Genomic DNA, 21,801 nt, shown 5'->3' with positions numbered 1-21,801 from the left:
CTTCCCGGACGTCCGGGAGGGCCCCCTTCACGTTCGGCGGATCACTGGTCGCGCTGGGTCTTCACGGGGCCGGGGAAGAACATGTTGGTGGTGGCCTGGTAGCGCGCGTAGTCGGGGCGCTTGCGCAGGCTGTAGTACTCGGCCGGACGCGCACCGGTGTGCTTGGTGAGCGTGACGTACAACGTCCACGAGACGAGCCCCAGACCCGCCGCCAGCACGACCCACACGGGCAGCACGGTGTCGCTGAACAGGGTCAGCAGCGACGGCACCGCGAGCAGCACCAGGGCGTTCCACTGCATCCACTGGAAGAAGTAGTTCGGGTGCCTGCTGTAGCGCCACAGCCCGGTGTCGCAGGTGCCGCGCGAGCCGCGGGCCGCGAACTGCTGCTTCTGCTTGTCCGCCACCGACTCCAGCACGAACGAGGCGACCCACAGGGTCAGCGCCAGGACGGACCAGAACGACAGCGGCCGTTGCGGATCGCCGGCGACGAGGAACGCGGGGACGGCCAGCACCGTCGCGTTCGCCAGGCCCTGCAACCAGATCTCGTACTGGACCGACAAGGTCTCGTTGCGGAACCCCTGCCGCTCCCAGCGCCGCCGCTGGTACTGGTAGCGCGGCAGTTCCACCTTGGGCGCGCCGGGTTTCCACCAGCCGTGTTTCATCGTCAGCGCCAGGCTCCACAGTCCCATCCGCAGCCCCATGGCGAGGTAGGCGAGCGAGACGCCGACGGTCACCGCGGTGAGGTCGTCCGCCGTGAGCAGGGTGACCACGCCGATGCCGACCAGGCCCCACGGCCACGCCACGTCGACGTACGACACGTGCCGGGTGAGGTACCCCGGGATCGCGGCGGCCAGGGTGAACAGCACGACCTGGACGAGCAGGTTCCAGCCGGCGGATCCGTTGGTGGCCGGGGCCAGCAGCAACGCGACACCGACCAACGCGAACGGCAGCATGCTCGAAAGCCGGGGCATGCGGTCCTCCTCAGCGCAGGGGTGAGACATTGTGAAGTAATGTCTCAGGTGAGACAATTTATACATGGTGTCTCACGCGGTGGCCAACGTGGACCTGACCACCGAGCCCGAGGTGGATCCGGTCGTCGCGCACGCGCTGCGGCAGTTCCTCCAGCAGAGCCGCATCGACATGGGTGAGCTCGCGGTCGCGGCCGGCATCGGCCGGGCGACGCTCTACCGGCGGTTCGGTGACCGCGACCGGGTGCTCGGCGAGGTGCTCTGGGCGATCACGCACCGGGCGTGGGCACGGCTGTGGCGCGCCAGTGCGGAGCGCGGCATGGCGCGGGTGATCTCGGTGCTGGACCGGGCGATGCGCGACACGGTCGCGTCGTCGGCGTTGCGCGTGCTGCTCGAACGCGACCCCGAGACCGCGTTGCGGGTGCTGACCTCGCAGCAGGGCGTGGTGCAGCACCGCCTCGTGACCGGGCTGGCGGACCTCATCCGCGCCGAACGCGGTGAGGTGGCGGAGATCCCGGTGACCAAGCTGGCGTACGCCGTGGTCCGGCTCGCGGAGTCGTTCTGCTACTCGGACGTCATCACCGGGGCGCCGCCGGACATCGACACCGCCACCGAGATCATCCGCAAACTCCTCGGCTGAACCGTCCTGGCGCGCGGGGAAACGCCGTCAGCGCGTGCGCTGCGACTATGGTCTCTGCCATACTCCAGATTCAGGGAGGTGCGATGGTCGAGCCGGGCAGGCGGGGCACCAAGCAGCGCATGCTGGACAGCGCGGTGCAGCTGCTGCGCGAACGCGGCGCCGCGGGCGTCACGGTCGACGCGGTGCTGGCCCACAGCGGTGCGCCGCGCGGGTCCGTCTACCACCACTTCCCCGGCGGCCGGAACGAGATGGTGCTCGGCGCCGTCCGGCAGGCCGGCGACTACATCAGTGCGATGGTCCGCGAGTCCGCGGCCGAAGGTGACGTTCGGCTGATGCTGGACCGGCTCGGCGCCTTCTGGAAGCGGTCGCTGACCAAGACCGACTACCGGGCGGGATGTCCCGCCGCGGCGATGGCGATGGACAGCCGCGACCTCGTCCCGCAGGCCGGTGACGTGGTGCGGGAGATCTTCGTGCGGTGGCAGGACGGCATCGCCGAGGCGTTGTCCGCCAACGGCTTCACCGCCGACCGCGCTCACCGGCTGGCGACGCTGGTCGTGTCCGCGATCGAGGGCGCGATCATCCTCTGCCGCGCGCAACGCGACCTGGGTCCGCTCGACGACGTGCTCGCCGAGATGAGGCCCCTGCTGGAGCGACGAGACTAGGAGCCCGACCGTGTGGAAACCCAGCGCCTGCATCCTCTGCGAGTGCAACTGCGGGATCGAGATCCTCGTCGGCGAGGACGGCCGGTCGTTCGACAAGATCCGCGGCGACAAGCTCCACCCCGCGTCCGCCGGCTACACCTGCAACAAGGCGCTGCGCCTCGACCTGCACCAGAACGGTGACACCGGGCGGATCACGCGCCCGCTGCGCAAACTCCCCGGCGGTGGGTTCGAGGAGATCGACTGGGACACCGCCATCAGCGAGATCGCGGCCCGCCTCGGCGAGGTCCGCGACACGTTCGGCGGGGAGACGATCTTCTACTACGGCGGCGGAGGTCAGGGCAACCACCTCGGCGGCGCCTACTCGCCCGCCACGCTCGCCGCGTTCGGCGCCAAGTACCGCTCTTCGGCGCTCGCGCAGGAGAAGACCGGCGAGTTCTGGGTCAGCGCGCGCATGCTCGGCAACATGACCCGCGCGGACTTCGAACACTGCGAGGTCGCGCTGTTCGTCGGCAAGAACCCCTACCAGTCGCACGGTTTCCCGCGCGCCCGCTCGGTGCTCAAGGACATCGGCAAGGACCCCGCCCGGTCGTTGGTCGTGATCGACCCGGTGCGGACCGAGACGGCCGAACTCGCCGACTTCCACCTCCAGGTCCGGCCCGGCACGGACCTCTACCTGCTGACCGCGCTGGCCGCCGTGCTGGTGCAGGAGGACCTGGTCGCCGCGGACTGGCTCGCCGAGCACGCGGACGGCCTCGACGCCGTCACCGCCGTGCTGCGGCAGGTGCGCGTCGGCGAGTACTGCGCCGTCGCCGACGTCGAGGAGACGCTGGTGCGGGCGGTCGCCGCGCGGATCGCCGCCGCGGACTCCGTGGCCGTGTTCGAGGACCTCGGCGTCCAGATGAACCGCGACTCCACGCTGGTGAGCTACGTCGAGAAGCTGGTGTGGCTGCTCACCGGCAACTTCGGCAAGCGCGGCGCCCAGTACGTGCCCTCCAGCCTGGTGCCGATCGGCCGCGACCGCGGGCACGCCGGGGACGAGGGCCCGCGCAGTCCCGTCGCGGGAGCGCGGATCATCACCGGGCTCGTGCCGTGCAACGTGATCGCCGAGGAGATCCTCACCGACCACCCGGCGCGCTACCGGGCGATGCTGGTCGAGAGCGCGAACCCCGCGCACTCGCTGGCCGACTCGGCCCGGATGCGCGAGGCCCTCGCCGCGCTGGAACTCGTGGTCGTCATCGACGTCGCGATGACCGAGACCGCGCGCCTGGCCGACTACGTGCTGCCCGCGCCGACCCAGTTCGAGAAGTTCGAGGCCACGTTCTTCAACTTCGACTTCCCGCGCAACGTCTTCCACCTGCGCCACCCGGTCGTGGCCGCACCCGAGGGCGTGCTGCCCGAACCGGAGATCCACGCCCGCCTGGTGGAGGCGTCCGGCGCGCTCACCGAGGCCGACTACGCACCACTGCGCGCGGCGGCGGCGGAGGGACGCGTGCGGTTCGCCCAGGCGTTCCTCGGCCTGCTCGCCGATCCGGCGAAACGGCGGCTCGCGTCCGTGCTGCTGTACCGCACGCTCGGCCCGACGCTGCCGCACGACGCCTCGGCGGCCGCCGTGCTGTGGATGGCCGCGCACGAGTGTGCCCGCAAGAACCCCGCCGGGGTCGAGAAAGCCGGGTACGGCACGGGCCTGGAGGCGGGGGAGCGGCTCTTCGAGGCGATCGTCGACGGTGCTCACGGCGTGCACATCACCGACGACGAGTACGACGCGTCGTGGGCCCGGATCTCCGGCGAACGCGTCCACCTCGACGTGCCGGAACTGCTCGCCGCAGTGGCCGCGCTGGGCGAACGGCCAGTACCGCGCCAGGACCCGGACTGGCCGTTCGTGCTGTCCGCGGGCGAACGCAGGGCCTTCACCGCCAACACGATCATGCGCGACCCGAGCTGGCGGCGCCGTGACCAGCAGGGCCGCCTGCGGATGAGCGTCGCCGACGCGACCCGGCTCGGCGTCACGACGGGCGACCGGGTGCGGCTCACCACCCGCCGCGGCAGCGCGGAGGTGGCGGTGGACACCACGGACACCATGCGCGCCGGTCACATCTCGCTGCCCAACGGCCTCGGGCTGACCGTGAACGAGCGCACCGGCGTCGCCCCCAACGAGCTCACCGCGGCCGAGGACCGCGACGAGTGGGCGGGCACGCCGTGGCACAAGCACGTGCCGGCGCGGCTGGAACGGCTCACGACAGCCTGAACTCGATGGCGGTGGCGAGCCACCTGATGTCCACAGTGGAGTCCGGTGCGCCCTGGCGCCCCTGCACGCGGCTGACGAGCACGCGGTAGCGTTCCGCTCCCGCGTCGATCCCCGCGCGCAGGGACGCCAGCACGGCCGCGAGGTCGGTGTTCCGGAACGTGGTGTCGACGAGCTCCGCGGCGGCCTTGCTGCCCGGTTCGACGCCCTGTTCCCTGGCCTCCGCGACGGTGTTCACGACCTGCCGCGCCCACCAGACGTTCGCGCCCGGCGGGGCTTTCCGGTCTGGCCTTGGTGTGTTGAGTTCCAGGAAGTGGCCCAGCCGGGCGCGGAAGTCCTGGTCCTGCACCAGTTCGGCCAGCTCGACCCAGGCGTCGACCTGGTCCGGCGTGGGGTCTTCCGGCAGGTCCACGCGCAGGGCCTGCACCCGTTCGCGCAGCGCCGGGTCGATGTCGAGGCGGCCGAACACCTCCGTCTTGAACTCGTCGACGATCTGCGCGCGTTCCGCGGCCGAGAGCCGTGCCAGTTTGTTCATCAGTGCTGTCTCCTCCAGGGTCGAGCGGCGTTGAGCCACTGTGGACAGCACGGCCCTGCTCACCTTGAGGGCGCGGATCTGCGCGTCGATCGCGACCACGTGCGCGGCGGCGACGTCGGCGACCGTGTCCTCTCGGTCGAGCACCCGGCGCACGTCGTCGAGCCCGAGGCCCAGTTCGCGCAACGTGCGGATGAGCTCGACGCGGGCCACGCCGGCGGCGTCGTACAGCCGGTAGCCGCCCGCCGAGCGGCCCGCCTCCGCGACGACCCCCTCGTTCGACCAGAACCGCAGGGTGCGCGCGGGCAGGCCCGTGCGGCGGGCGAGTTCGCCGATCGTGAGCAGGTCCGTGCTTTCGTCCATGAACCGATCCTCAACGTTGCAGCCGCTGGAAGGTCAAGCGCGAACTTTTCAGGGAGCCGGCACGCGCTCGAACTCGGGGCAGTCGACCAGCGGTTCGTGGGTGCAGGTCGCCGCGTGGTCGAGACTGGCACGCATCCGCTGCAGGCGCGCGGTGTCCGTCCGCGACGCTCCGGCGCGCTCGAAGGGCCTGCCCGAGGAGTTCGAACTGGCGCCGCTGCCCGGCCACACCGGCGTGGCGGTGCACAACGGCGAGAGGTGGCTCCTGCACTGCGGCGACGCCCAGCACCGCGAAATCGAGGAGAACCCCGAACCGCACCCGGTGCTCGACGTCGTGCAGACCAGGGCTGCCGCCGACCACGACGACCGCGTCGGTTCGCAGTCGGCCCTGAGGAGGCTCGCGCGCGACCACAAGGCCGAGATCACGCTCTTCAGCGCCCACGACCCGCAGGAGTTCGACCGGCTGAAGCGCACAGGCCCGGAGGGGAGTGCGACAGCCTGAGTCAGCCCAGCGCCTGGACCAGGCCGGCGGCCGTCACGCGCACCGCCGGGGTGTCGTAGCGGTCGCACTCGGCCAGGGCGCGCACGCGCAGTTCTCTCGCCTGCGCCGGTTCTCCGGCCGCGTCGGCGAGGTCGGCGAGGCGCGCCATGATCTCGACGCGGTGGTCGGACAGGCGTGCCTCGCCCAACGCCGCCAGGAGTTGCTGGCGCGCCTCGGTGACGCGGCCCGCGTCCATCAGCACCAGGCCGCGGTTGTGCTGCACGCGGGCGGTGCCGGCCGGGTTGGAGTGCTTGCGGAACAACGACTCCGCCTCGTCGAGGAGGTCCAGCGCGGCGGTGACCTCGCCCGCCGCCGCTCTGGTGGTGGCGAGCCGGATCAGCATCATGGACAGCAGTTCGTCGTCGCCCGAGGCCGCGCGGTGCTGGTCGACGGCGCGTTGCTGCACCTCGACCGCCTCGCCGAGGTTGCCCGTCGTGTGCAGCATGAGGCCCAGCAACGACAGCGCGAGGTTCTCGCCGATCGGGTAACGGGCCTGTTCGAACAGGTTCACGGACCTGCGGCCTAGCGTGACGGCCTCGTCCGGCTCGCCGACCCGCCGCCGGATCGCCGAGCCGTAGTACCAGGTCCAGGCCTCGGTGAGGGTGCCCACCGGGATCGCCGCCGCCTGTTCGTGCACGGTCAGGGCTTCCTGGGGCCTGCCGCACAACGCGTAGAGCGCCCAGGAGAGGTAGTTGAGCTGCTCTGCGGCGTCTTGCGGGGCGTGCAGCTGACGGGCCGCGTGGGCACCCGCGGCGAAGACCTCTCGCCACAGTTCGCCGACGCCGTGCATGTCCGAGTACCAGTGCATCGCTTGCGCGAGCGCGAGAACGCGGCTGTGCTCGCCGGCGTCGGCGGCCTCGCGCAGTGCTCCGCGCCAGTTCTCCAGTTCCCGGTCGAGCCACTTCGCGGCGGAGTCCCTGTCGTGCACGGGACCGGCGCGTTCGGCCGGGACGTCGTGGTCGAAGAAGCGGGCCGCCCGGGTGGCCACGTCGAGGATCCAGTGGCGCAGCCGGGTCCTGGCCTCGTGGACGGTGGCCGGGGTGTCGTCGAGCTCCAGGCGTTCGGAGGCGAAGACGTGCAGCAGGTCGTGACGGGTGTAGCGGCCAGGGGTCTCGCCGATGCCCAGCAGGCTCGCGTCGGCCAGTTCCTCCAACGCCTCCTCGGCGTCGTCGACGAGCACGGACGCCAGGGACACGCTCGTGTCCGGGCTCGGGATCAGCGCCAGCCTGCGGAACAACGTCGCGGCGGCGGGGCTGAGCTGGTGGTAGGAGAGTTCGAACGCGGCCCGCACCTGGAGGTCGCCCGCGCGCAGCACGGACAGCCGGCGGCCCTCGTCCTCCAGCTGCCCGGCCAGGTGGCTGATCGTCCACTGTGGTCTGCTGGTCAGCCGGTTGCCCGCGATGAGCAGCGCCAGCGGCATGCCCCCGCACAGTTCCGCGACCCGTTCGGCCGCCTGCGGTTCGGCGTCCAGCCGGTCCGGTCCGGTGACGGCCCGCAGGAGTTCGACGGAGTGGTCGAGCGGCAACAACTCCAGCGGCAGGCGGTGCCGCGCGTCCAGGCCGGTCAGGGTCCGGCGGCTGGTCAGCAGCACCAGCGTGCCGGGGCTGGACGCCAGCAACGGCCGCACCTGCGCCTCGTTCGCGGCGTTGTCGAGGACCAGCAACACCGTGCGGTCGCGCAGCTGTGAGCGGTAGAGCGAGAGCTTGTCCTCCGGGTCGGCCGGGATCTGGCGTTCGTCGACGCCGAACGAGCGCAGCAACCGGTGCGCGGCCTTGCCCGGTGTGAGGGGTTCGGGGTCCGTGCCGCGCAGGTCCAGGAACACGCAGCCGTCGGCGAACCGCGCGCCCAGGCGGTGGCCAGCGTCCACGGCCAGCGCGGTCTTGCCGGAGCCGGGAGCGCCGTGCACGACCGCGATCTGCAGGCGCGACGACGAGGCGGCGTCGGCGGCGAACCCGGTCAGGAGCTTCTTCTCGGCCTCGCGGCCGGTGAGGTCGATCAGCACCGGCGGCAGCGAGCAGGAGGTGGCGGTGAACGGGGTCTCCGGGCGTTCCTGGGCCGCGACCACCCGGCTGGCGCGGGCCAGCGCGGTGAACTCGGCCGCCTCCTCGTCGAGCAGCCCCAGGCCCTGGACGAGGAGTTGCACGGTCCGGAACTGGGGGCTCAGCGTGCGGCCGCGCTCCATGTCGCTGATCGCGCGCGTGCTCAGACCTGTCTGCTCGGCGAGTTCTTCCTGGGTCAGCGGAACACGCGATCGGTAAAAGCGGAGAAAGTCTCCGAACGCCGTCGTGCCCACTGCGCGCCCCCTTCGTTCTTGCGCATTATGCGTTCTGTTAGACGCCCGAGCCCGTCTGTCGTTGCTGGCGAGAGCACTTCTGCCGGTGGTTCTGCCGGTTGTTCAACAAGGTGAACCGGCGTTGTCGTGGATAATTTCGAATGGGTGTCAATCGTGTCGTCGACGCGGAAAACCGTTCTGGTTCCGCGCGGATTCTTCCCCGTTCTCGCTGGTGCGGCCTGGTGTGCGGCACTGGCGTGGCTGCTTTTCACCTGGTCGGGTCACTACCCGATCGACCTCGACGTGTACCGGCTCGGCGGGCTCGCCTGGCTCGAGGGCAGATCGCTCTACACCGGGTTCACCGGGCCGCCGCTCGACCCGCGGCTGCCGTTCACGTACCCGCCCGCGGCGGCGGTGCTGTTCAGCGCGCTGAGCTTCGTGCCGTCGCCGCTGCTGTTCCCGTTGATGGTCGTGTCCGGGTTCGTGGCGCTGACGGTGGTGTGCGTCGCGGTGGCGGGGAAGGTGAACCCGCGTCTCACCTGGACGGCCGGGTTGCTGGTGCCGGTCGGCGCGCTGGCCCTGGACCCCGTGTGGATGACCTACGGCTACGGGCAGATCAACCTGTACCTGCTGGCGCTGGTCGTCCTCGACGTCCTGCTGGTGACGGACCGGCGGTGGCGCGGCGTGCTGATCGGCGTGGCCGCGGCGGTCAAGCTGACGCCCGCGATCTTCGTGCTCTACTTCCTGGCCCGGCGGGACTGGCGGGCGGCCGGGACGTCCGCCGCGACGTTCCTCGGCCTCGCGGTGGCCGGATTCCTCGCCGCCCCAACGGATTCTTCGCAGTACTGGCTGCACTCGCTGCTGAACCCCGACCGGATCGGGGACATGTCGCTCGCGACGAACCAGTCGATCCGCGGTGTGCTGCGCGGGTTCGGTCTCGCGCCGGGGTTCGAGACCCTGCTGTGGGTGGCGTTCGCCGGTCTCGCGGTGCTGACGGCGTGGCTGGTGGCCCGGCGGACGCGTGACGACCTCGTCGCTCTGTTCGTCATCGCGGCCGCCGGGCTGCTGGCCTCACCGGTCTCGTGGCTGCACCACTGGGTGTGGTGCGTGCCGGTGCTGGTGTTCCTGGTGCTGCGGCGCCACTTCTGGCTCGCGGGTGCTGTGTTCCTCGTGTTCGTGACGCGACTGCACGAGTTCGACACCTACGTGTGGCTGACCGCGATCACGGTGGGAGGCCTGGCTTTCAGACAGGAGACACGTCCGTCAGTTCGGCCGACGACCCCTTCAGTTGTTGCCCGTCCGGCCACGACACCATGACGGTGTGGCCGTTCCCGGCGAGCAGCCTTGTGGCCGCGACCGACTCGTACCTGTCGTTCATCGTCGATCCTTCCCTCATCACAGGTCGCCGGCGCCGGCGTACAGCGCTTCGACGGCCTCGGAGAACGCGGCTCCGCTCAGGTCCGTGGTGACCAGGTCGCCGTTCATGCTGCCCCGGCTGGTGACCGAGAAGATCGTTCCCCTCCCGGTGGCGGGGTCGAACCCGCGCAGCCAGGGCCCACCGCTCGCACCACCGGCGAGGTCGCAGTCCGTCTCCCACGCGCTCAGGACCGAGTTGACCTCCAACGTGGCCGGCCGCACGCACGACAGCAGCGCCTCACCCTTCGCGAGCTGCGACACCGGATACCCCAGGATCGTGGTGTCCACCGGGCCCGTGACCACGTCGAACGACACGTCCTGCGCGCCCGCGACGTCCTGCACGTGCCTGCCGTCCACGGGGTCGAGCGCGATCACCGCGTCGTCGTCCAGCCCGCTGGTCGGCCCGGTGTAGGTGTCGGACCACGCGAACGCGCGTGCCGCGAACACCCCGTTGCGCGCACCGCGGTCGTAACCGGGCGCGAAGACCACGTTGAGGATCTTGATCGGGTTGTCCCAGCGGTCGAAGCCGCCGTTGACGCAGTGCCCGGCCGTCAGCACGACGTCCTTGGTGGTGCTGGGCACGACCGTCGCGGTGCAGGAGTGGTCCTGCCCGGTCGACGTGGACATGAACAGCCTGCCCACGCCCGGCACCTGGTCGTGTGGCCACGAGATCTGCTCGGCGGGCGGCAGATCGCCGTCGCCGACCGATCTCATCCGCTCCGGCGTCCAGTGGGCGAGTGCTGCCGAACGGTCCTGTTCGGACACTCCGGTCACCACCCGGCCCGCTTCCGCCGCCCGCGCCGGGGCCGGGACGAGGGCCGCCGACAGGACGAGTGCGGACGCGCTCAGCGCTTTCCAGGTCATGATCAGGGGACGTGACGTCTCGGGAGGGCGTTGCGTCGTGCGGCCCGAACCAGCTTTTAGGATGAGATCGTCGTACGTCCTCAGGAGGAGCCTGGTGATCGAACAGCGCGTGCTGAGGTTCGCGCCGCTGGTGTTGCTGGTGTCGCTGGCCGTCTACGCCGCGACGGCGAACTGGGGGATGATCGATCTCAAGGTCTACTGGACGCTCGCGCCGAACGTGCTGACCGACGAGCTCTACTCGATCGACATGCCGTTCACGCCGGACTTCCCGCTGCCGTTCACCTACCCGCCGTTCGCGGCCGCGGTGTTCCTGCCGCTCTCCGCGCTGCCGTGGATCGCCGCGCGGGTCGTGTGGCAGGTGCTGTCGCTGGTGTGCCTGTGGTGGCTCGTGCGGACGGCGCTGCGGGCGTTGGCCGCCGCGCAGGACCAGCCGTACGACGTGACGTGGAGGCGCCGCGCTCTGCTGTGGACGGCCGTGACGCTGTGGTTCGAGCCGGTGCGCAAGACCCTCGACTTCGGACAGATCAACCTGGTGCTGGTCGCCGGGGTGTTCGCGGCGATGCTCGCCGTCCGGCAGGTGGTCGCGGGACTCGGCGTCGGCGTCGCGGCGGGCCTGAAGCTCACGCCGGCGATCTCCGGGTTGTACTTCCTGGTCACGCGCCGGTGGATGGCCGCGCTGTGGTCGATCGGCGGCTTCCTGATCACGGTCGCGCTGGGGTTCGCCGTGTCGGCGAAGGATTCGTGGCGCTACTGGTTCGAGCTGCTCGGCGCGGCCGACCGGGTGGGTCCGGTCGGCTCGGTGATCAACCAGTCGTTGCGCGGTGCGGTGTCGCGTTCGCTCGGCTACGACGTGGAGACGTCGTGGCCGTGGCTGCTCGCGGTGGTGGTGTCGGCCGTGCTGACGGGGTTCGCGTTGAGGGCCGCCGTGCGCGCGAACGACACGTTGTCGGCCGTGATCACCGTGCAGCTCTTCGGATTGCTGGTGTCACCGATCTCGTGGAGCCACCACTGGCTGTGGGTGATCCCGCTGGTGCTGTGGCTGGTCCACGCGCGGCGCGATCACGTGCTCGCGGGTGTGTGGGTGGTCGCGGTGCTGTCGGACGTGATCACCGTGCTGATCAACCTCCAGCCGTCGATCTGGGAGATCCCCCGGCCGTGGCCGCTCGCCCTGCTCGGCTGGGTGTACCCGGCGCTCGCCCTCGTCACCCTCGCGGTCACGGGTGCGCGTGGTCGTGCAGATCGCTGAAGTCCCACTGCGGCAACGGGTCCTCGAACGTCCGCCAGGTCTCGGGTCCTGCGGCGAGCTCGGCGTCGGTGAGCAGCGCGGGGTCCAGGCGCCGGGCCGGTTCGGTCAGGTCGAGGTCGACGCCGATGAACACCAGCTCCTGCCGCGCCTGCGTGCCGGAGAGCAGCTCGCCGGGTTCGATGACGAGGTTCGGACCGGCCTGCGACCACACCGCCAGCACCTCCGGCCGGGATGCGATGTGGCAGAAACCCTTGCTGCGCAACACTCCTTCCCAGTCGCCCAGCGCGTCGACCAGTCGAGCGGGGTGGAACGGCCGTGAGGCGCGGTAGGTGACCGACCGGATGCCGTACTCCTCGGTCTCCGGCGTGTGCCCGCCCGCGAGTTCGGCGGCCCAGCCCGGTGCCTGCGCGGCCGTGATCGGGTCGTAGAGACCGGTGTCGAGCACGTCCGCCAGATCCACGACGCCTCGGCGCGTGTGCAGCACACGGGCGGACGGGTTCAGGCGGCGCAGCAACGCGTCGAGCTTGGGCAGGTCGTCGGCGAGGTCGGTCTTGTTGACCACCAGCACGTTCGCGAACTCCACCTGGTCCACGAGGAGATCCGAGACGTCGCCCGCGGCCATCTCGCGCAGGAAGCCCGAGGCGTCCACGAGCGTGACCATGGTGTCGAGCCGCGCGTGGTCGGAGAGGCTCGTGCCGTCCTCGAACGTCCAGTCGAACGTCGCCGCCACCGGCATCGGCTCGGAGATGCCCGTCGACTCGACCAGGATCGTGTCGAACCGGCCGGAGCGCGCCAGGTCGCCGACGCTGTCGAGCAGGTCCTCGCGCAACGTGCAGCAGATGCAGCCGTTGGTGAGCTCGACCAGCCGCTCCGTGGAGCGGTCGATCAGCGCCGCGTCGATGTTGACCTCGCTCATGTCGTTCACGATCACCGCGACCCGGCGGTTCTCGCGGTTCGCGAGCACGTGGTTGAGCAGCGTCGTCTTGCCGGCGCCCAGGAAACCGGACAGCACGGTCACGGGGGTGCGCATCAGAGTTCCAGCTCCTCGTGCCAGTCGGTGAACGGGTCGGCGAAGTCGAGTTCGGTGATCAGGCCCAGTTCCTCGTCGGTCACCAGGGCCGAGCGCAGCGCCGCGAGGACGTGCGCCGGGTCGGCGGACCGGGTGATCACGACGACCTCCTGGTCCTGTTCGCCCTCCCACGGCCCCAGGTTGCCGACGCGCAACCCGCCGCCCGCGGACTCGAGCCACAGTGCCGCGTCGGGCTGGCTCGCGATCCACACCCGGCCCCGCACCCGGACCACGCCGTCGAGCAGCACGCCGATGCTGTCGTGCAGGCGCATCGGGTGGAACGGGCGGCGGTCGGTGAAGTGGACGACGGCCACGCCGTGCGCGGGTTCCAGCGGCGGCCGCCCGAACAGCAGCGAGCCGAACCCGTCGTCGATCTCGCCCCGCCGCGCGCTCGGCGCAATGGCGTCGAGCAACGCGGCGACGTCGCCGGTGGCGGGTTCGCGGGGTGCGGTGGGGGAGAGGCGGTCGAGGACCGCCGTGAGCACCGGATCGGGCTCGCCGGTCAGCACCAGGGCGTCCGCGAACTCGGCCTGCCCGACCACGACCTGAGCGACGGTCCGCTCGTCGTTCTCGGCCGCGCGCATCCCGCGGTCGGCGAGCGAGTCGGTGCCGGTCGCGTCGTCGAGCCAGGTCGCGGTGTCGACCACCGTCACGACGGCCTCGACCTCCACCTCGGTCTCCGCCAGCGCGAAGCAGACCGCCTCGGGTTCGAGCATCGGGTCGAGGTGCACGATCACCCGCCCGTCGATGCCTTCGAGCAACGGGACGAGGTCGAGCCGCAACGTGCACGAGACGCAGCCGTGCGCGAGCTCCAGCACGGTGAGCGTGCCGTCCTTCCAGCGTCGCACCACGCCCTCGGCCAGGCCGCTCAGATCGTGCCTGACCAGCGCCGACTCCGGCGACGCCCGCCAGAGCTCGTCCGCGACGTCGTGCTGCGTGAACCCGGCTACCAATACGACCCGTGCTGCCATGCCCGCAGCCTACATGACAACGATTATCGTTTCTGAACGGACGTCCCGGCCTGGTCGTGACATGATCGAACGATGCAGGTCGAGTTCTGGGCTGACGTCATCTGTCCGTGGTGCTACATCGGCAAGGCGCGCTTCGAGAAGGCGCTCGCCGCGTTCGAGCACCGTGCCGAGGTCACCGTGGTGCACCGCGCGTTCGAGCTGGACCCCACCAAGGAGGGGGTGGAGTCGGTGCAGGACATGCTGGCCGCCAAGTTCGGGCCGCGCGCCGCCGAGATGGAGGACTCCGTCGCGGCGCTCGCACGTGACGAGGGGCTCGAGTACCGGCTGGACCGCGAGGTCGGCAACACGTTCGACGTGCACCGCGTGCTGCACCTGGCGGGCGAGCGGGGCGTGCAGCCGCAGGTCCTCGACGCCGTGCTGCGGGCCAACTTCGGTCAGGCGCGGTCGTTGTTCACGGCCGAGTCGCTGACCTCGATCGTGGTCGAGGCCGGGCTCGAAGAGGCCGACGTGAAGGCCGTGCTGGAAGACCCGTCGTCGTACGCCGACGCCGTGCGGGCCGATGAGTCCCGTGCGCGCGACATCGGGGTGTCCGGGGTGCCGTTCGTGGCACTCGACGGGCGGCTTGCCGTCGCCGGTGCTCAGCCGGTAGAGCTGTTCGGGCGGGCGCTGACGCAGGCTTGGGAGGCGTGACATGGACGACGCGCTGTTGAAGGTCGAGTCGGAGCGGCTCTCCGGGGTCGTGGTGCTGCGCGCAGAGGGCGAGGTCGACTCGTACACCGCGGAGTTGTTGCGGGACGAGCTTTCCGAGGCGTACGGCGCGGGCTTGCCGATCGTGCTCGACCTCAGCGGGGTCGAGTTCTTCGCGTCCGTAGGGCTCTCAGTGCTCGTCGAGTACCACCAGCGCGGCGAGGAACGCGGCACCGCGCTGCGCCTGGTGTCCCCGCGGGGCAGCGTGCTGCGGGCGCTGAAGGCGACGACGCTGAACGAGACCCTGGAGCTCTACGTCGACCTGGACGCGGCGCTCCGTGCCTGACCTGCCGTCCCGGCCGTTGCCGGACGGGTTCGTGCTCGACCGCACCAAGGTCGTCGTCGCGGTCGCGGCCGGCTTGGTCAGCGGGCTCGCCGTGACCTTCACCGGTCATGGCGAGTTCGGGTTCCTGGTCGGTTGGGACGTCGCCACGCTCGTGTACCTGACACGCGCGTGGATGGTCATCTGGCCGATGGACGCCGAGTCGACCGCACAGCACGCCGTGCGCAACGACCCCACGCGCCGGGTCGCCGAGGTACTGCTGCTCGTGGCGGCATTGGCCAGCCTCGTGTCTGTGGGGTTCGTGTTGGCCCGTGCGGCGCACACGACCGGTGGGTCCGAGCTGTTGCGGGTCGGGCTCGGTGTGTTGTCCGTGGTGTTGTCGTGGATGGTCGTGCACACGATCTTCACCCTGCGGTACGCGCGTCTCTACTACTACGGCGCGGACGGTGGCATCGACTTCAACCAGGCCGAGCCGCCGGATTACGGGGACTTCGCTTACGTGGCGTTCAGCATCGGGATGACGTTCCAGGTGTCGGACACGAGCCTGTCCGGGCGGGAGATGCGTCGGACGGCGTTGAAGCACGCCCTGTTGTCGTACCTGTTCGGTACGGGTGTGCTGGCCACCACGATCAACCTGGTCGCGAGCATCAGCAGTCAGTGAGCCGGGTGCTCGGCCATGAGCAGCAGCGCGTCCAACAGTCGGCACCAGTCCTGCTCGCTCGGGTCGTCGAGTGCCAGAGCGATGTGTGCGCATGCGGTGATGAGTCGTGCGGCCACCTCTTGTTCGTCCTGCCCGGACTGATTGGCCAGGGCGCTGACCGTTGCCCGGAAACGCTTGCTGCGGCTCAGCTTCACCACGTTCGGCGGCACCTCCGCGGCCACTTCCGGGGTGCCTGACTGAAGCTGATCGGCAGCTCCGTGCCCAGTGCTGTGGCCAGCCGGTCCAGCGCACTCGTCGTCGGGTTTCCCCGGCCGTTCTCGAGGTTGGCGGTGTAGGGCACGGACAGGCCGGCGTCGGCCGCTACCGAGGTTCCGGCGCACGTCTACGCGTTGACCGGGTCGCTGCCGGCGACGGGGCTGACGCTGGCCTTCGAGTACCTGCCGCCACTGCTGTCGGGTCCGGTCGCGGGGGTGTTGGCCGACCGGTGGGACCGTCGGCGCGTCATGATCGCCGCGGATCTGTTCCGGGCGGGTGCTGTTCTGCTGATGCTGGCCGTGGCCGCGGACCATCGGTGGATCTACGCGGCCCTGGTCGCCGAGAGCGCAGGTGCCGTGTTGTTCCGTCTGGCAGCGCAAGCGCACGTTCCTTCGATTGTGGGCGTTGGTACCGGGCTCAGCGGCGCCAACTTCGTGAATGCCGTCACCGACGGTGTCGTGCGGCTCGTCGGTCCGCCGCTGGGCGCCGCGATCTTGGCGTTGACGAGTTTCCAGACGCTTGTGCTGTGGTGGAGATCCTCGTCGGCACGCCGGTGTTGGTGTTCGGGGGTGTTCCTGGTTCTGGCGCTCGACGTGGGGCGGGCGGGGGAGCGGTTCGTTCTGCACGGGGGCGGGCTTGTCCGCTCGTGGCGCGAACACCGCACTGTTGCGTTGTGGACTGACGTTGCCGATGCGGTCGACCTTGGTGAGAAGACCTTGCTGGCCAAGGCTTTGGGGGTGGACGTCCGCTGTCGGATCACGCTGGTCGGCGGTCGTCGAGTGACCGCAGGGCCTTTCGTCGACGGGGCGGGTTCGTTGATCCAGCGCCTTCTCGAGGCCACGGCGTGAAATCGTTCGCCAGGACCGTCGGCTCGGCTCAAATCTCCGCAGTCGCCTGGCCTTCGGCCGGATCGAGTCTTGTTGTCCGAGGGAACCTGAACCACGCAGTGGATTCGGCATCCCAGCCGACCAGCCGCCCGACACCGTTCCTCGCCTGAACCTCGACCCCTTCGATGGCGAGCAATCCCCGTGCGGTCATGTGTACCGCGTCGAAGTCGGAGGCCATCTTGCTCCAGGCGACAGCGACCCGACCCACGTCATCCACGCTGGGGTAGAGATCAAGAAGCTGGGTGAAGTCAGACAAGGAATCCAGCGTGTAAGCGCGCACGTCACTTTCGGCGAAAACCACTCGGTAAAGTCGCCGTGCTGAGTGGCTGGACGCGACCTCTTGTTCAGCCCACGCGGATCGACCGTCGGGCAAGAACGAGGACGTCCACAATGCCCCCTGTGGCTTCTGCATCACAGTGTCCGGAACGCCGTCTTGGATGGAGCCCGTCGTTGCTTCAGGTTTGCTGGCGTATCGAGCCTGAGGCGATGTCAGACCGATTTTGTGGAACCAGCCTCGATCGAGTCGGCTTTCAATTCGATGAACTACGCTCAACAGCTCCGGCGCGCGTCGGGTGACGAACCTGTCGGTGGAATACTTGGACCTGACGGCGAAGACGATCTCGTCATAAAATTGCACGTCGTCAAATTTCTCGATTCCCTCTGTGCGATCCACGAAGGATTTTGCCAGCTCGAACATCGCCGGGGGCAGCTCATCGCCTACAGACCACACGGCGGACACTCTCCTCCCGAGTGCGGTAGAGCTGGAGGGTGCAGTATCGCGGGGGCGACGGGAGCCTGCAACCTTCAAGGTGGCAGTTCGTCACGTCGCTCGTGTCAGCAGCTCACTGATACGAGTGGCGTCTTGTGGTCGGGATCAATGCGATTGTCGTTTTGCTCGACAACCAAGAAGCTTGCCTCGGCCACGTACTGGCTTTCGCTGTGACACGAATCAGACGTGGCGGCCTTGGAGATCGTCCGACCTGTGCCTGAGTTGTTGACATACTCGCCGTAGCCGACTTGTGCGAGATGTCCGCCGCCGGTGCGTTCGAGCAACCGGACCTGGAGGCCGAGGTACTTCTTCGGTGAGTCGCATTTGATCACGGCGTTGCTGTTGGCGTGTCCGGGATCGTGATGCGAGTCGTGCGGCCAGTCCAGGTTGAAATTGCAGTCGCTGATCCGTTCCTGGATGGTGAATCCTCCGCTGTTCTCAGCCGCCAGGGCCGGGCTTGGTGCGAGGATGGCGCCGGCAAGGACAGCGGTCACCGCAATCACGGCACTGCGCAAAGGTGAAGCAGGCATGAAGGCCCCCCAATTTTGGCTTCCCGCCATCATTCAAGCGAACGTCCGAACCGGGGCCGACAAGAAATCTTGTGGGACCGGCCGTGCCCGTCGTTCGCTTCTCCCCCGAAGATTCCTTCAATCTAACAGCGCGCCGAGAGCTCAACCTCACTCGTCTGGGTGTTCTTCTGGCTGCTCTTCGTGACTGGTGCTTCGTCCGGTTGGTCATCGGCGGACTTCTGCCGCCTAGCGCAGGTGCACGAGCACCATGCCGTCGTTGCCCGGGGCCACCTCGACGCGCTTGTAGAGCTTCTTCACGTGCGGCTGCTTGAGCATCGCGAGCACACGGGCCCGCAACGTGCCCGAGCCCTTGCCCGTGATGATCTCGACCATCGGCACCTTCTGCCCGGCCGCGCGGAACAGGGCGCTGCGGACGGCCTGCGCGATGTCCTGGTCGCTGCGGAAGATCGGGTGCAGGTCCACGGTCAGCTTGTCGGGCACCCCGGCATTCTGCCGCACCGCGAAGCAGGGCGGGGCCGGGCTCAGCCCTGGCTGGTGCGGCGCATCACGCGGTCGAGGAGTTCGGCTTCCTCGCGGTCCTCGTCCGCGGAGGTGAGGGCCAGCAGGAAGATGATGAGCACGCTGACGCCCGCCCCGCCGATGATGAGCGACGTGATGAGTTCCTCGGAGTTGCCGACGACGATCGATGCGCTGTGGTCATGGGCCATGTTCATCGCGTACATGCCGGTGTAGTGCATGCCGGTCACGGCCACGCCCATCACCAGGGCGGCGCCGATGACCGCCGCGAAGCCGCTCACCTTGCGGGTGAACCAGAGTGCGACGGTGGAGGCGACCACCGCGATGATCACGGAGAGCGCCACCAGACCGATGTTGTAGGAGACGTCGGCGTTGATCACGATCGCGGCCATGCCGGTGTAGTGCATCGCGGCCACGCCGAGGCCGGTGACGAGCCCGCCCGCGGCCAGGGGCCAGAAGCGGGTGTCGCCGTCGATGCCGTAGCGGCGCACGAGGAAGAGGCCCGCGGCCACCACGACGATGGCCACGAGCATGCTCAGCAGGGTGATGGGGATGTCGTAGGAGACGTTGGCGCCCATCCAGGTGCCCAGCATCGCGGTGAAGTGCATGCCCCAGATGCCCAGGCCCCCGATGGAGACGGCGGCCACGCCGATCCACCAGTTGCGGGTGGTGCGGTTCGCGTGGCGGGCGCGTTCCGCGGACAGGAGTCCGAGGACGGAACCGAGAACGGCGACCGCGTAGGCGGCCAGCGGCGTGTATGTCCCCATCTCCATGAGCGAGATGAAAACATTTCGAATCTATCTGGCACAAGTGCGTTGCCCACAAAGGACTTCACCAACACGAAGGGCGATCGGGCGGGCACTCGACGCGTCTGTCTACAGAGGACTACCCTGCGTCTGCGCGGGCGTGCAAACGGAGCATTCGCTGTGCTCGCGGGAAGTCGCGGAGCTGTGCGCCCAGAAGGTCCAATGTGGGCTCCAGGACGTGGGTGGGCACGCCTCGCGCGTCGAGCACCGCACCGGTCCAGGAGAGGAAGTCCGCGAACAGCGAGTCATCGTCCACGTACAGTGCGGTACCGAGGAACTCCACGATGTGCGCCAGGTCCTGTGCGGTGTGCTGGCGCTGTTCGTCGCTGTAGGACCGCATCGCCGGGACGCGCTCTTCGAGGTCCCGGTAGACCTGCCGCACGAGGTCGCGGGCGCCTCGGGTGACCAGTGTGTACTCCTGGTCGGCGAGGTGGGGGAGGTCGTCCACCGGCTGGTGCGGGCGGCCCGGCACCGGCAACGTCTGGGACAGCAGCATGTCCGCGGCCGAGCGGGCGTCGGCCGCCCACGCGTTCGCGCCGAAGCGGCGGGCGTGGGTGCCGTCGGTGCCGAAGGCGGCGCCGCCGACCATCACCGGTACGCCTGCCGCCTGGCAGGCCGTCATCGTGGCGTGGGCGGTGGGCAGGCGGGTGGCGATCGAGCTCGAGAGCGCCACCACGTCCGGGCCGGTGCGGTGCAGGTACGTGATGAGGTGCGGGGTGGGGACCTGCGCGCCGAGGTAGTCGACGGCGAAACCGCGCAGCGCCAGCACTTCCGAGAGCAGGCGGGCGGGGAACGCGTGCCACTCGCCGTCCACGCACGCCACCGTGACGCGGCCGTGGACCGGGGCGCGGCGGGGTCGGGTGATCGACAACGCGGTGACGGCGCGGTCGTTGATCGCGGTGATGGCGTGTTCCTGGGCGACGCTGATGCGGTTCGACGCCCACTCGCGGCCCACGCGGTGCTGCACGCCGCCGATCACGTCGAGCAGGACCGTCTCGTGGCCGTGGTCCTCGGCGGCGGCCAGCACCACGTCGGTCGCGCGGTGCTCGTCGCCGGCGAGGGCGGCCTCCCACAGGAGGTCGACGGCCTCCACTAGGGCCTCCTGCGCGGCGCGGTGATCGCCAGGGTCGCCATGTCGTCGTGTTCGCCGTCACCCACCCACTGCGCGGCGAGCATGTGCACGTGTTCGACGAGCGCCTCGGCCGGCATGCCGCCGCACGCGGTGAGGGCGCGGCGCAGGCGTTCCTCGCCGAACTCCTCGTCGCCCAGCGGGCCACCGTGCGCCTCGGTGATGCCGTCGGTGTAGAGCAGGCACGAGTCTCCGGGCGCGAGGACGACCTCGTCGGTCGCCGTCACGATCTCCGGCAGGATGCCGACGAGCGTGCCCCTGGTCGCGGCCGCCTCCACCGTGCCGTCCACCCGCACGATCAACGGCGGCAGGTGCCCGCCCGACGTCAGCCGCACGTGCAGACCGGCCTCCACGGGACGGACGGTGCCCACGACCGTGGTGATGAAACGGGACGTGTCGGTCGTCAGCAAGGCCTGGTTCAGCGCGGCGAGCATCCGGTCGTGGTCCGTCACGACCTGGAGCAGCGCGTGCACGGCCGTGCGGACCCTGCCGGTCTGCGTGGCCGCTTCGAGGCCCTTGCCGCAGACGTCGCCGAGCACGACGAACAGCTGTTCGTCGGGGAGTTCGTGCACGTCGTAGAAGTCGCCGCCGACGCGTTCGGTGTCCGCGGCCGCCCGGTAGCGTCCGGCCAGTTCGACGTGGGGGTAGCGCCGCAGCACCGGCGGCAGCAGGTCGCGGGTCAGCCGATCGGTGATCTCGGCCTGCTGGGTGAACAGGCTCGCCGCCGAGATCGCCACGCCCGCCCTGGACGCGAAGAGCCGAGCGAACGCCTCCTCGTCGTCGCTGAACGTCTTGTCCCGCCGGATGAGGATCAACGCGCCGGCCGGCACACCGTGGCCCGGCAGCGGCGTCACGACGATCGACATGCCGTCACGCGCGAGCCACTCCGGCGCCGCGGCCGGGTCGATCCACCGCGACGGCACCGGCGGGAAGCCGCGCAACGCCTCGCTGAGGCCGACGACCTCCTCGACGTCGACCTGCTGCAGTTCGTACGTCGGCGCCTCGCCGCGCCGGCAGCGGGTGACGGGGTGGCCGGAGCTCGACTGCGGCGCGATGACCAGCGCCTCGTCCGCGAGGTGCGCGGCGGCCATCTCGGCCACGACGGTCATGCAGCGCTCGGGGTTGAGCGAGGTCATGAGAGCGCTGGACATGCGGGTCAGCAGCGCGGCCCGATCACGTTCCAGCAGCAGGTCGGTCTGGTCGAGCAGCCACCAGGTGACCGAGCCGTCCTCGTTGTCGACCCGGTGCGCGGCGTAGCTGCGTTCCGCGAGGTGCACGGACTCGCCGTGCTGCCACTCGGACGGCAAGACCTCTGGCGGGAGCAGTGACCTGGCTGCGTCGTTCATGCCGTGCACGGCACCTGCGGTGTCGACCACGAGCGCGGGGCACGGAGAACGCAGCCAGCTGGAGACCGTGACCACGATCCGATTGTTTC

At 69.8% G+C, this 21,801-nt stretch carries 23 protein-coding genes and 1 pseudogene; 10 read left to right on the top strand and 14 right to left on the bottom strand.

Going from position 1 to position 21,801, the window contains the following annotated elements:
• Window positions 1–41: 41 nt before the first annotated feature.
• Entirely contained in the window at window positions 42–971 is a 930-nt protein-coding gene (locus QSK25_RS25735; protein WP_285641939.1) for a DUF1295 domain-containing protein, read from the bottom strand.
• A 64-nt stretch (window positions 972–1,035) separates the two neighbouring features.
• Between QSK25_RS25735 and QSK25_RS25730 the strand changes: the two genes are divergently transcribed.
• The 3 genes from QSK25_RS25730 (at window position 1,036) to QSK25_RS25720 (ending at window position 4,515) form a co-directional block, all read left to right on the top strand.
• Window positions 1,036–1,608, top strand: coding sequence for a QsdR family transcriptional regulator (locus QSK25_RS25730; protein ID WP_285641938.1), 573 nt, complete (start codon window positions 1,036–1,038; stop codon window positions 1,606–1,608).
• Between the two features lie 83 nt (window positions 1,609–1,691).
• Window positions 1,692–2,270 (top strand): TetR/AcrR family transcriptional regulator, encoded by a 579-nt coding sequence (locus tag QSK25_RS25725; protein WP_285641937.1) that lies wholly within the window; start codon window positions 1,692–1,694, stop codon window positions 2,268–2,270.
• 10 nt (window positions 2,271–2,280) lie between these two features.
• A complete protein-coding gene (locus QSK25_RS25720) occupies window positions 2,281–4,515 on the top strand; it encodes a molybdopterin-dependent oxidoreductase (RefSeq protein ID WP_285641936.1) in 2,235 nt (744 codons plus the stop codon).
• Here QSK25_RS25720 and QSK25_RS25715 read toward each other — a convergent pair.
• Entirely contained in the window at window positions 4,502–5,407 is a 906-nt protein-coding gene (locus QSK25_RS25715; RefSeq protein WP_285641935.1) for a helix-turn-helix domain-containing protein, read from the bottom strand. The two genes, QSK25_RS25720 and QSK25_RS25715, sit on opposite strands and share 14 nt — an antisense overlap.
• Window positions 5,408–5,558: 151 nt before the next feature.
• On the opposite strand from QSK25_RS25715, the gene QSK25_RS25710 reads away from it, so the two are divergent.
• Window positions 5,559–5,906, top strand: coding sequence for an MBL fold metallo-hydrolase (locus QSK25_RS25710; RefSeq protein ID WP_285641934.1), 348 nt, complete (start codon window positions 5,559–5,561; stop codon window positions 5,904–5,906).
• 1 nt (window position 5,907) lies between these two features.
• Here QSK25_RS25710 and QSK25_RS25705 read toward each other — a convergent pair whose 3' ends face one another.
• A complete protein-coding gene (locus QSK25_RS25705; RefSeq protein WP_285641933.1) occupies window positions 5,908–8,238 on the bottom strand; it encodes an ATP-binding protein in 2,331 nt (776 codons plus the stop codon).
• 144 nt (window positions 8,239–8,382) lie between these two features.
• Between QSK25_RS25705 and QSK25_RS25700 the strand changes: the two genes are divergently transcribed.
• On the top strand, window positions 8,383–9,534 hold the full coding sequence (locus tag QSK25_RS25700; protein WP_285641932.1) for a glycosyltransferase 87 family protein: 1,152 nt from the start codon (window positions 8,383–8,385) through the stop codon (window positions 9,532–9,534).
• Window positions 9,535–9,612: 78 nt separating this feature from the next.
• Here the strand turns inward: QSK25_RS25700 and QSK25_RS25695 are convergent, their stop codons facing one another.
• Window positions 9,613–10,497 carry a trypsin-like serine peptidase gene (locus QSK25_RS25695; protein WP_285641931.1) on the bottom strand — a complete coding sequence of 295 codons (885 nt, stop codon included), beginning with the start codon at window positions 10,495–10,497 and terminating at the stop codon, window positions 9,613–9,615.
• 94 nt (window positions 10,498–10,591) lie between these two features.
• Here QSK25_RS25695 and QSK25_RS25690 point away from each other — a divergent pair, with 94 nt between their 5' ends.
• Window positions 10,592–11,743: a glycosyltransferase 87 family protein gene (locus tag QSK25_RS25690; protein ID WP_285641929.1), complete on the top strand. Its 1,152-nt coding sequence runs from the start codon at window positions 10,592–10,594 to the stop codon at window positions 11,741–11,743.
• On the opposite strand, the gene QSK25_RS25685 is transcribed toward QSK25_RS25690, so the two are convergent.
• Window positions 11,712–12,773 carry a GTP-binding protein gene (locus tag QSK25_RS25685; protein ID WP_285641928.1) on the bottom strand — a complete coding sequence of 354 codons (1,062 nt, stop codon included), beginning with the start codon at window positions 12,771–12,773 and terminating at the stop codon, window positions 11,712–11,714. The genes QSK25_RS25690 and QSK25_RS25685 overlap by 32 nt on opposite strands.
• The gene (locus tag QSK25_RS25680; protein WP_285641927.1) at window positions 12,773–13,783 is read right to left on the bottom strand and encodes a CobW family GTP-binding protein; all 1,011 of its coding nucleotides are present in this window, start codon (window positions 13,781–13,783) and stop codon (window positions 12,773–12,775) included. The genes QSK25_RS25685 and QSK25_RS25680 overlap by 1 nt, the downstream gene beginning before the upstream one ends.
• Before the next feature lie 72 nt (window positions 13,784–13,855).
• Here QSK25_RS25680 and QSK25_RS25675 point away from each other — a divergent pair, with 72 nt between their 5' ends.
• Genes QSK25_RS25675 through QSK25_RS25665 form a run of 3 tightly spaced genes read left to right on the top strand, consistent with a single transcriptional unit; the run spans window position 13,856 to window position 15,474 of the window.
• Window positions 13,856–14,473 (top strand): DsbA family oxidoreductase, encoded by a 618-nt coding sequence (locus tag QSK25_RS25675; protein WP_285641926.1) that lies wholly within the window; start codon window positions 13,856–13,858, stop codon window positions 14,471–14,473.
• 1 nt (window position 14,474) lies between these two features.
• Window positions 14,475–14,816: an STAS domain-containing protein gene (locus tag QSK25_RS25670; protein WP_285641925.1), complete on the top strand. Its 342-nt coding sequence runs from the start codon at window positions 14,475–14,477 to the stop codon at window positions 14,814–14,816.
• Complete coding sequence (locus QSK25_RS25665; RefSeq protein WP_285641924.1) at window positions 14,809–15,474, top strand: DUF1345 domain-containing protein; 666 nt, start codon at window positions 14,809–14,811, stop codon at window positions 15,472–15,474. The genes QSK25_RS25670 and QSK25_RS25665 overlap by 8 nt, the downstream gene beginning before the upstream one ends.
• Here the strand turns inward: QSK25_RS25665 and QSK25_RS25660 are convergent.
• On the bottom strand, window positions 15,468–15,695 hold the full coding sequence (locus QSK25_RS25660; RefSeq protein WP_285641922.1) for a hypothetical protein: 228 nt from the start codon (window positions 15,693–15,695) through the stop codon (window positions 15,468–15,470). The genes QSK25_RS25665 and QSK25_RS25660 overlap by 7 nt on opposite strands.
• Window positions 15,665–15,829 (bottom strand): annotated as a pseudogene (locus QSK25_RS45445) (helix-turn-helix domain-containing protein); the annotation flags it as partial. The gene QSK25_RS25660 and the pseudogene QSK25_RS45445, both read right to left, overlap by 31 nt.
• Window positions 15,830–15,863: 34 nt before the next feature.
• Here QSK25_RS45445 and QSK25_RS25655 point away from each other — a divergent pair.
• The gene (locus tag QSK25_RS25655; RefSeq protein ID WP_285641921.1) at window positions 15,864–16,577 is read left to right on the top strand and encodes an MFS transporter; all 714 of its coding nucleotides are present in this window, start codon (window positions 15,864–15,866) and stop codon (window positions 16,575–16,577) included.
• Between the two features lie 28 nt (window positions 16,578–16,605).
• On the opposite strand, the gene QSK25_RS25650 is transcribed toward QSK25_RS25655, so the two are convergent.
• The 6 genes from QSK25_RS25650 to QSK25_RS25625 all read right to left on the bottom strand — a co-directional run bounded on the left by QSK25_RS25650 (window position 16,606) and on the right by QSK25_RS25625 (window position 21,787).
• Complete coding sequence (locus QSK25_RS25650; protein WP_285641919.1) at window positions 16,606–17,355, bottom strand: hypothetical protein; 750 nt, start codon at window positions 17,353–17,355, stop codon at window positions 16,606–16,608.
• A 95-nt stretch (window positions 17,356–17,450) separates the two neighbouring features.
• On the bottom strand, window positions 17,451–17,879 hold the full coding sequence (locus QSK25_RS25645) for a hypothetical protein (protein WP_285641918.1): 429 nt from the start codon (window positions 17,877–17,879) through the stop codon (window positions 17,451–17,453).
• A 261-nt stretch (window positions 17,880–18,140) separates the two neighbouring features.
• Window positions 18,141–18,395, bottom strand: coding sequence for a Smr/MutS family protein (locus QSK25_RS25640; RefSeq protein WP_285641917.1), 255 nt, complete (start codon window positions 18,393–18,395; stop codon window positions 18,141–18,143).
• A 41-nt stretch (window positions 18,396–18,436) separates the two neighbouring features.
• Window positions 18,437–19,204, bottom strand: coding sequence for an MHYT domain-containing protein (locus QSK25_RS25635; RefSeq protein WP_285641915.1), 768 nt, complete (start codon window positions 19,202–19,204; stop codon window positions 18,437–18,439).
• 112 nt (window positions 19,205–19,316) lie between these two features.
• Complete coding sequence (locus QSK25_RS25630; protein WP_285641913.1) at window positions 19,317–20,330, bottom strand: cobalamin B12-binding domain-containing protein; 1,014 nt, start codon at window positions 20,328–20,330, stop codon at window positions 19,317–19,319.
• On the bottom strand, window positions 20,330–21,787 hold the full coding sequence (locus QSK25_RS25625) for a PP2C family protein-serine/threonine phosphatase (RefSeq protein ID WP_285641912.1): 1,458 nt from the start codon (window positions 21,785–21,787) through the stop codon (window positions 20,330–20,332). Before QSK25_RS25625 ends, QSK25_RS25630 begins: the two co-directional genes overlap by 1 nt.
• Window positions 21,788–21,801 lie beyond the last annotated feature (14 nt).

This window comes from Lentzea sp. NBRC 102530 (assembly GCF_030269365.1).
GTDB lineage: Bacteria > Actinomycetota > Actinomycetes > Mycobacteriales > Pseudonocardiaceae > Lentzea.
This window is presented reverse-complemented; position numbering and strand designations above follow the sequence as displayed.

Bases quoted from the DNA above. Each gene is read 5' to 3' on its own strand.
- QSK25_RS25735 (WP_285641939.1), bottom strand. From the start codon at position 971: ATGCCCCGGCTTTCGAGCATGCTGCCGTTCGCGTTGGTCGGTGTCGCG.
- QSK25_RS25730 (WP_285641938.1), top strand. From the start codon at position 1,036: ATGGTGTCTCACGCGGTGGCCAACGTGGACCTGACCACCGAGCCCGAG.
- QSK25_RS25725 (WP_285641937.1), top strand. From the start codon at position 1,692: ATGGTCGAGCCGGGCAGGCGGGGCACCAAGCAGCGCATGCTGGACAGC.
- QSK25_RS25715 (WP_285641935.1), bottom strand. From the start codon at position 5,407: ATGGACGAAAGCACGGACCTGCTCACGATCGGCGAACTCGCCCGCCGC.
- QSK25_RS25695 (WP_285641931.1), bottom strand. From the start codon at position 10,497: ATGACCTGGAAAGCGCTGAGCGCGTCCGCACTCGTCCTGTCGGCGGCC.
- QSK25_RS25685 (WP_285641928.1), bottom strand. From the start codon at position 12,773: ATGCGCACCCCCGTGACCGTGCTGTCCGGTTTCCTGGGCGCCGGCAAG.
- QSK25_RS25680 (WP_285641927.1), bottom strand. From the start codon at position 13,783: ATGGCAGCACGGGTCGTATTGGTAGCCGGGTTCACGCAGCACGACGTC.
- QSK25_RS25675 (WP_285641926.1), top strand. From the start codon at position 13,856: ATGCAGGTCGAGTTCTGGGCTGACGTCATCTGTCCGTGGTGCTACATC.
- QSK25_RS25670 (WP_285641925.1), top strand. From the start codon at position 14,475: ATGGACGACGCGCTGTTGAAGGTCGAGTCGGAGCGGCTCTCCGGGGTC.
- QSK25_RS25635 (WP_285641915.1), bottom strand. From the start codon at position 19,204: ATGGAGATGGGGACATACACGCCGCTGGCCGCCTACGCGGTCGCCGTT.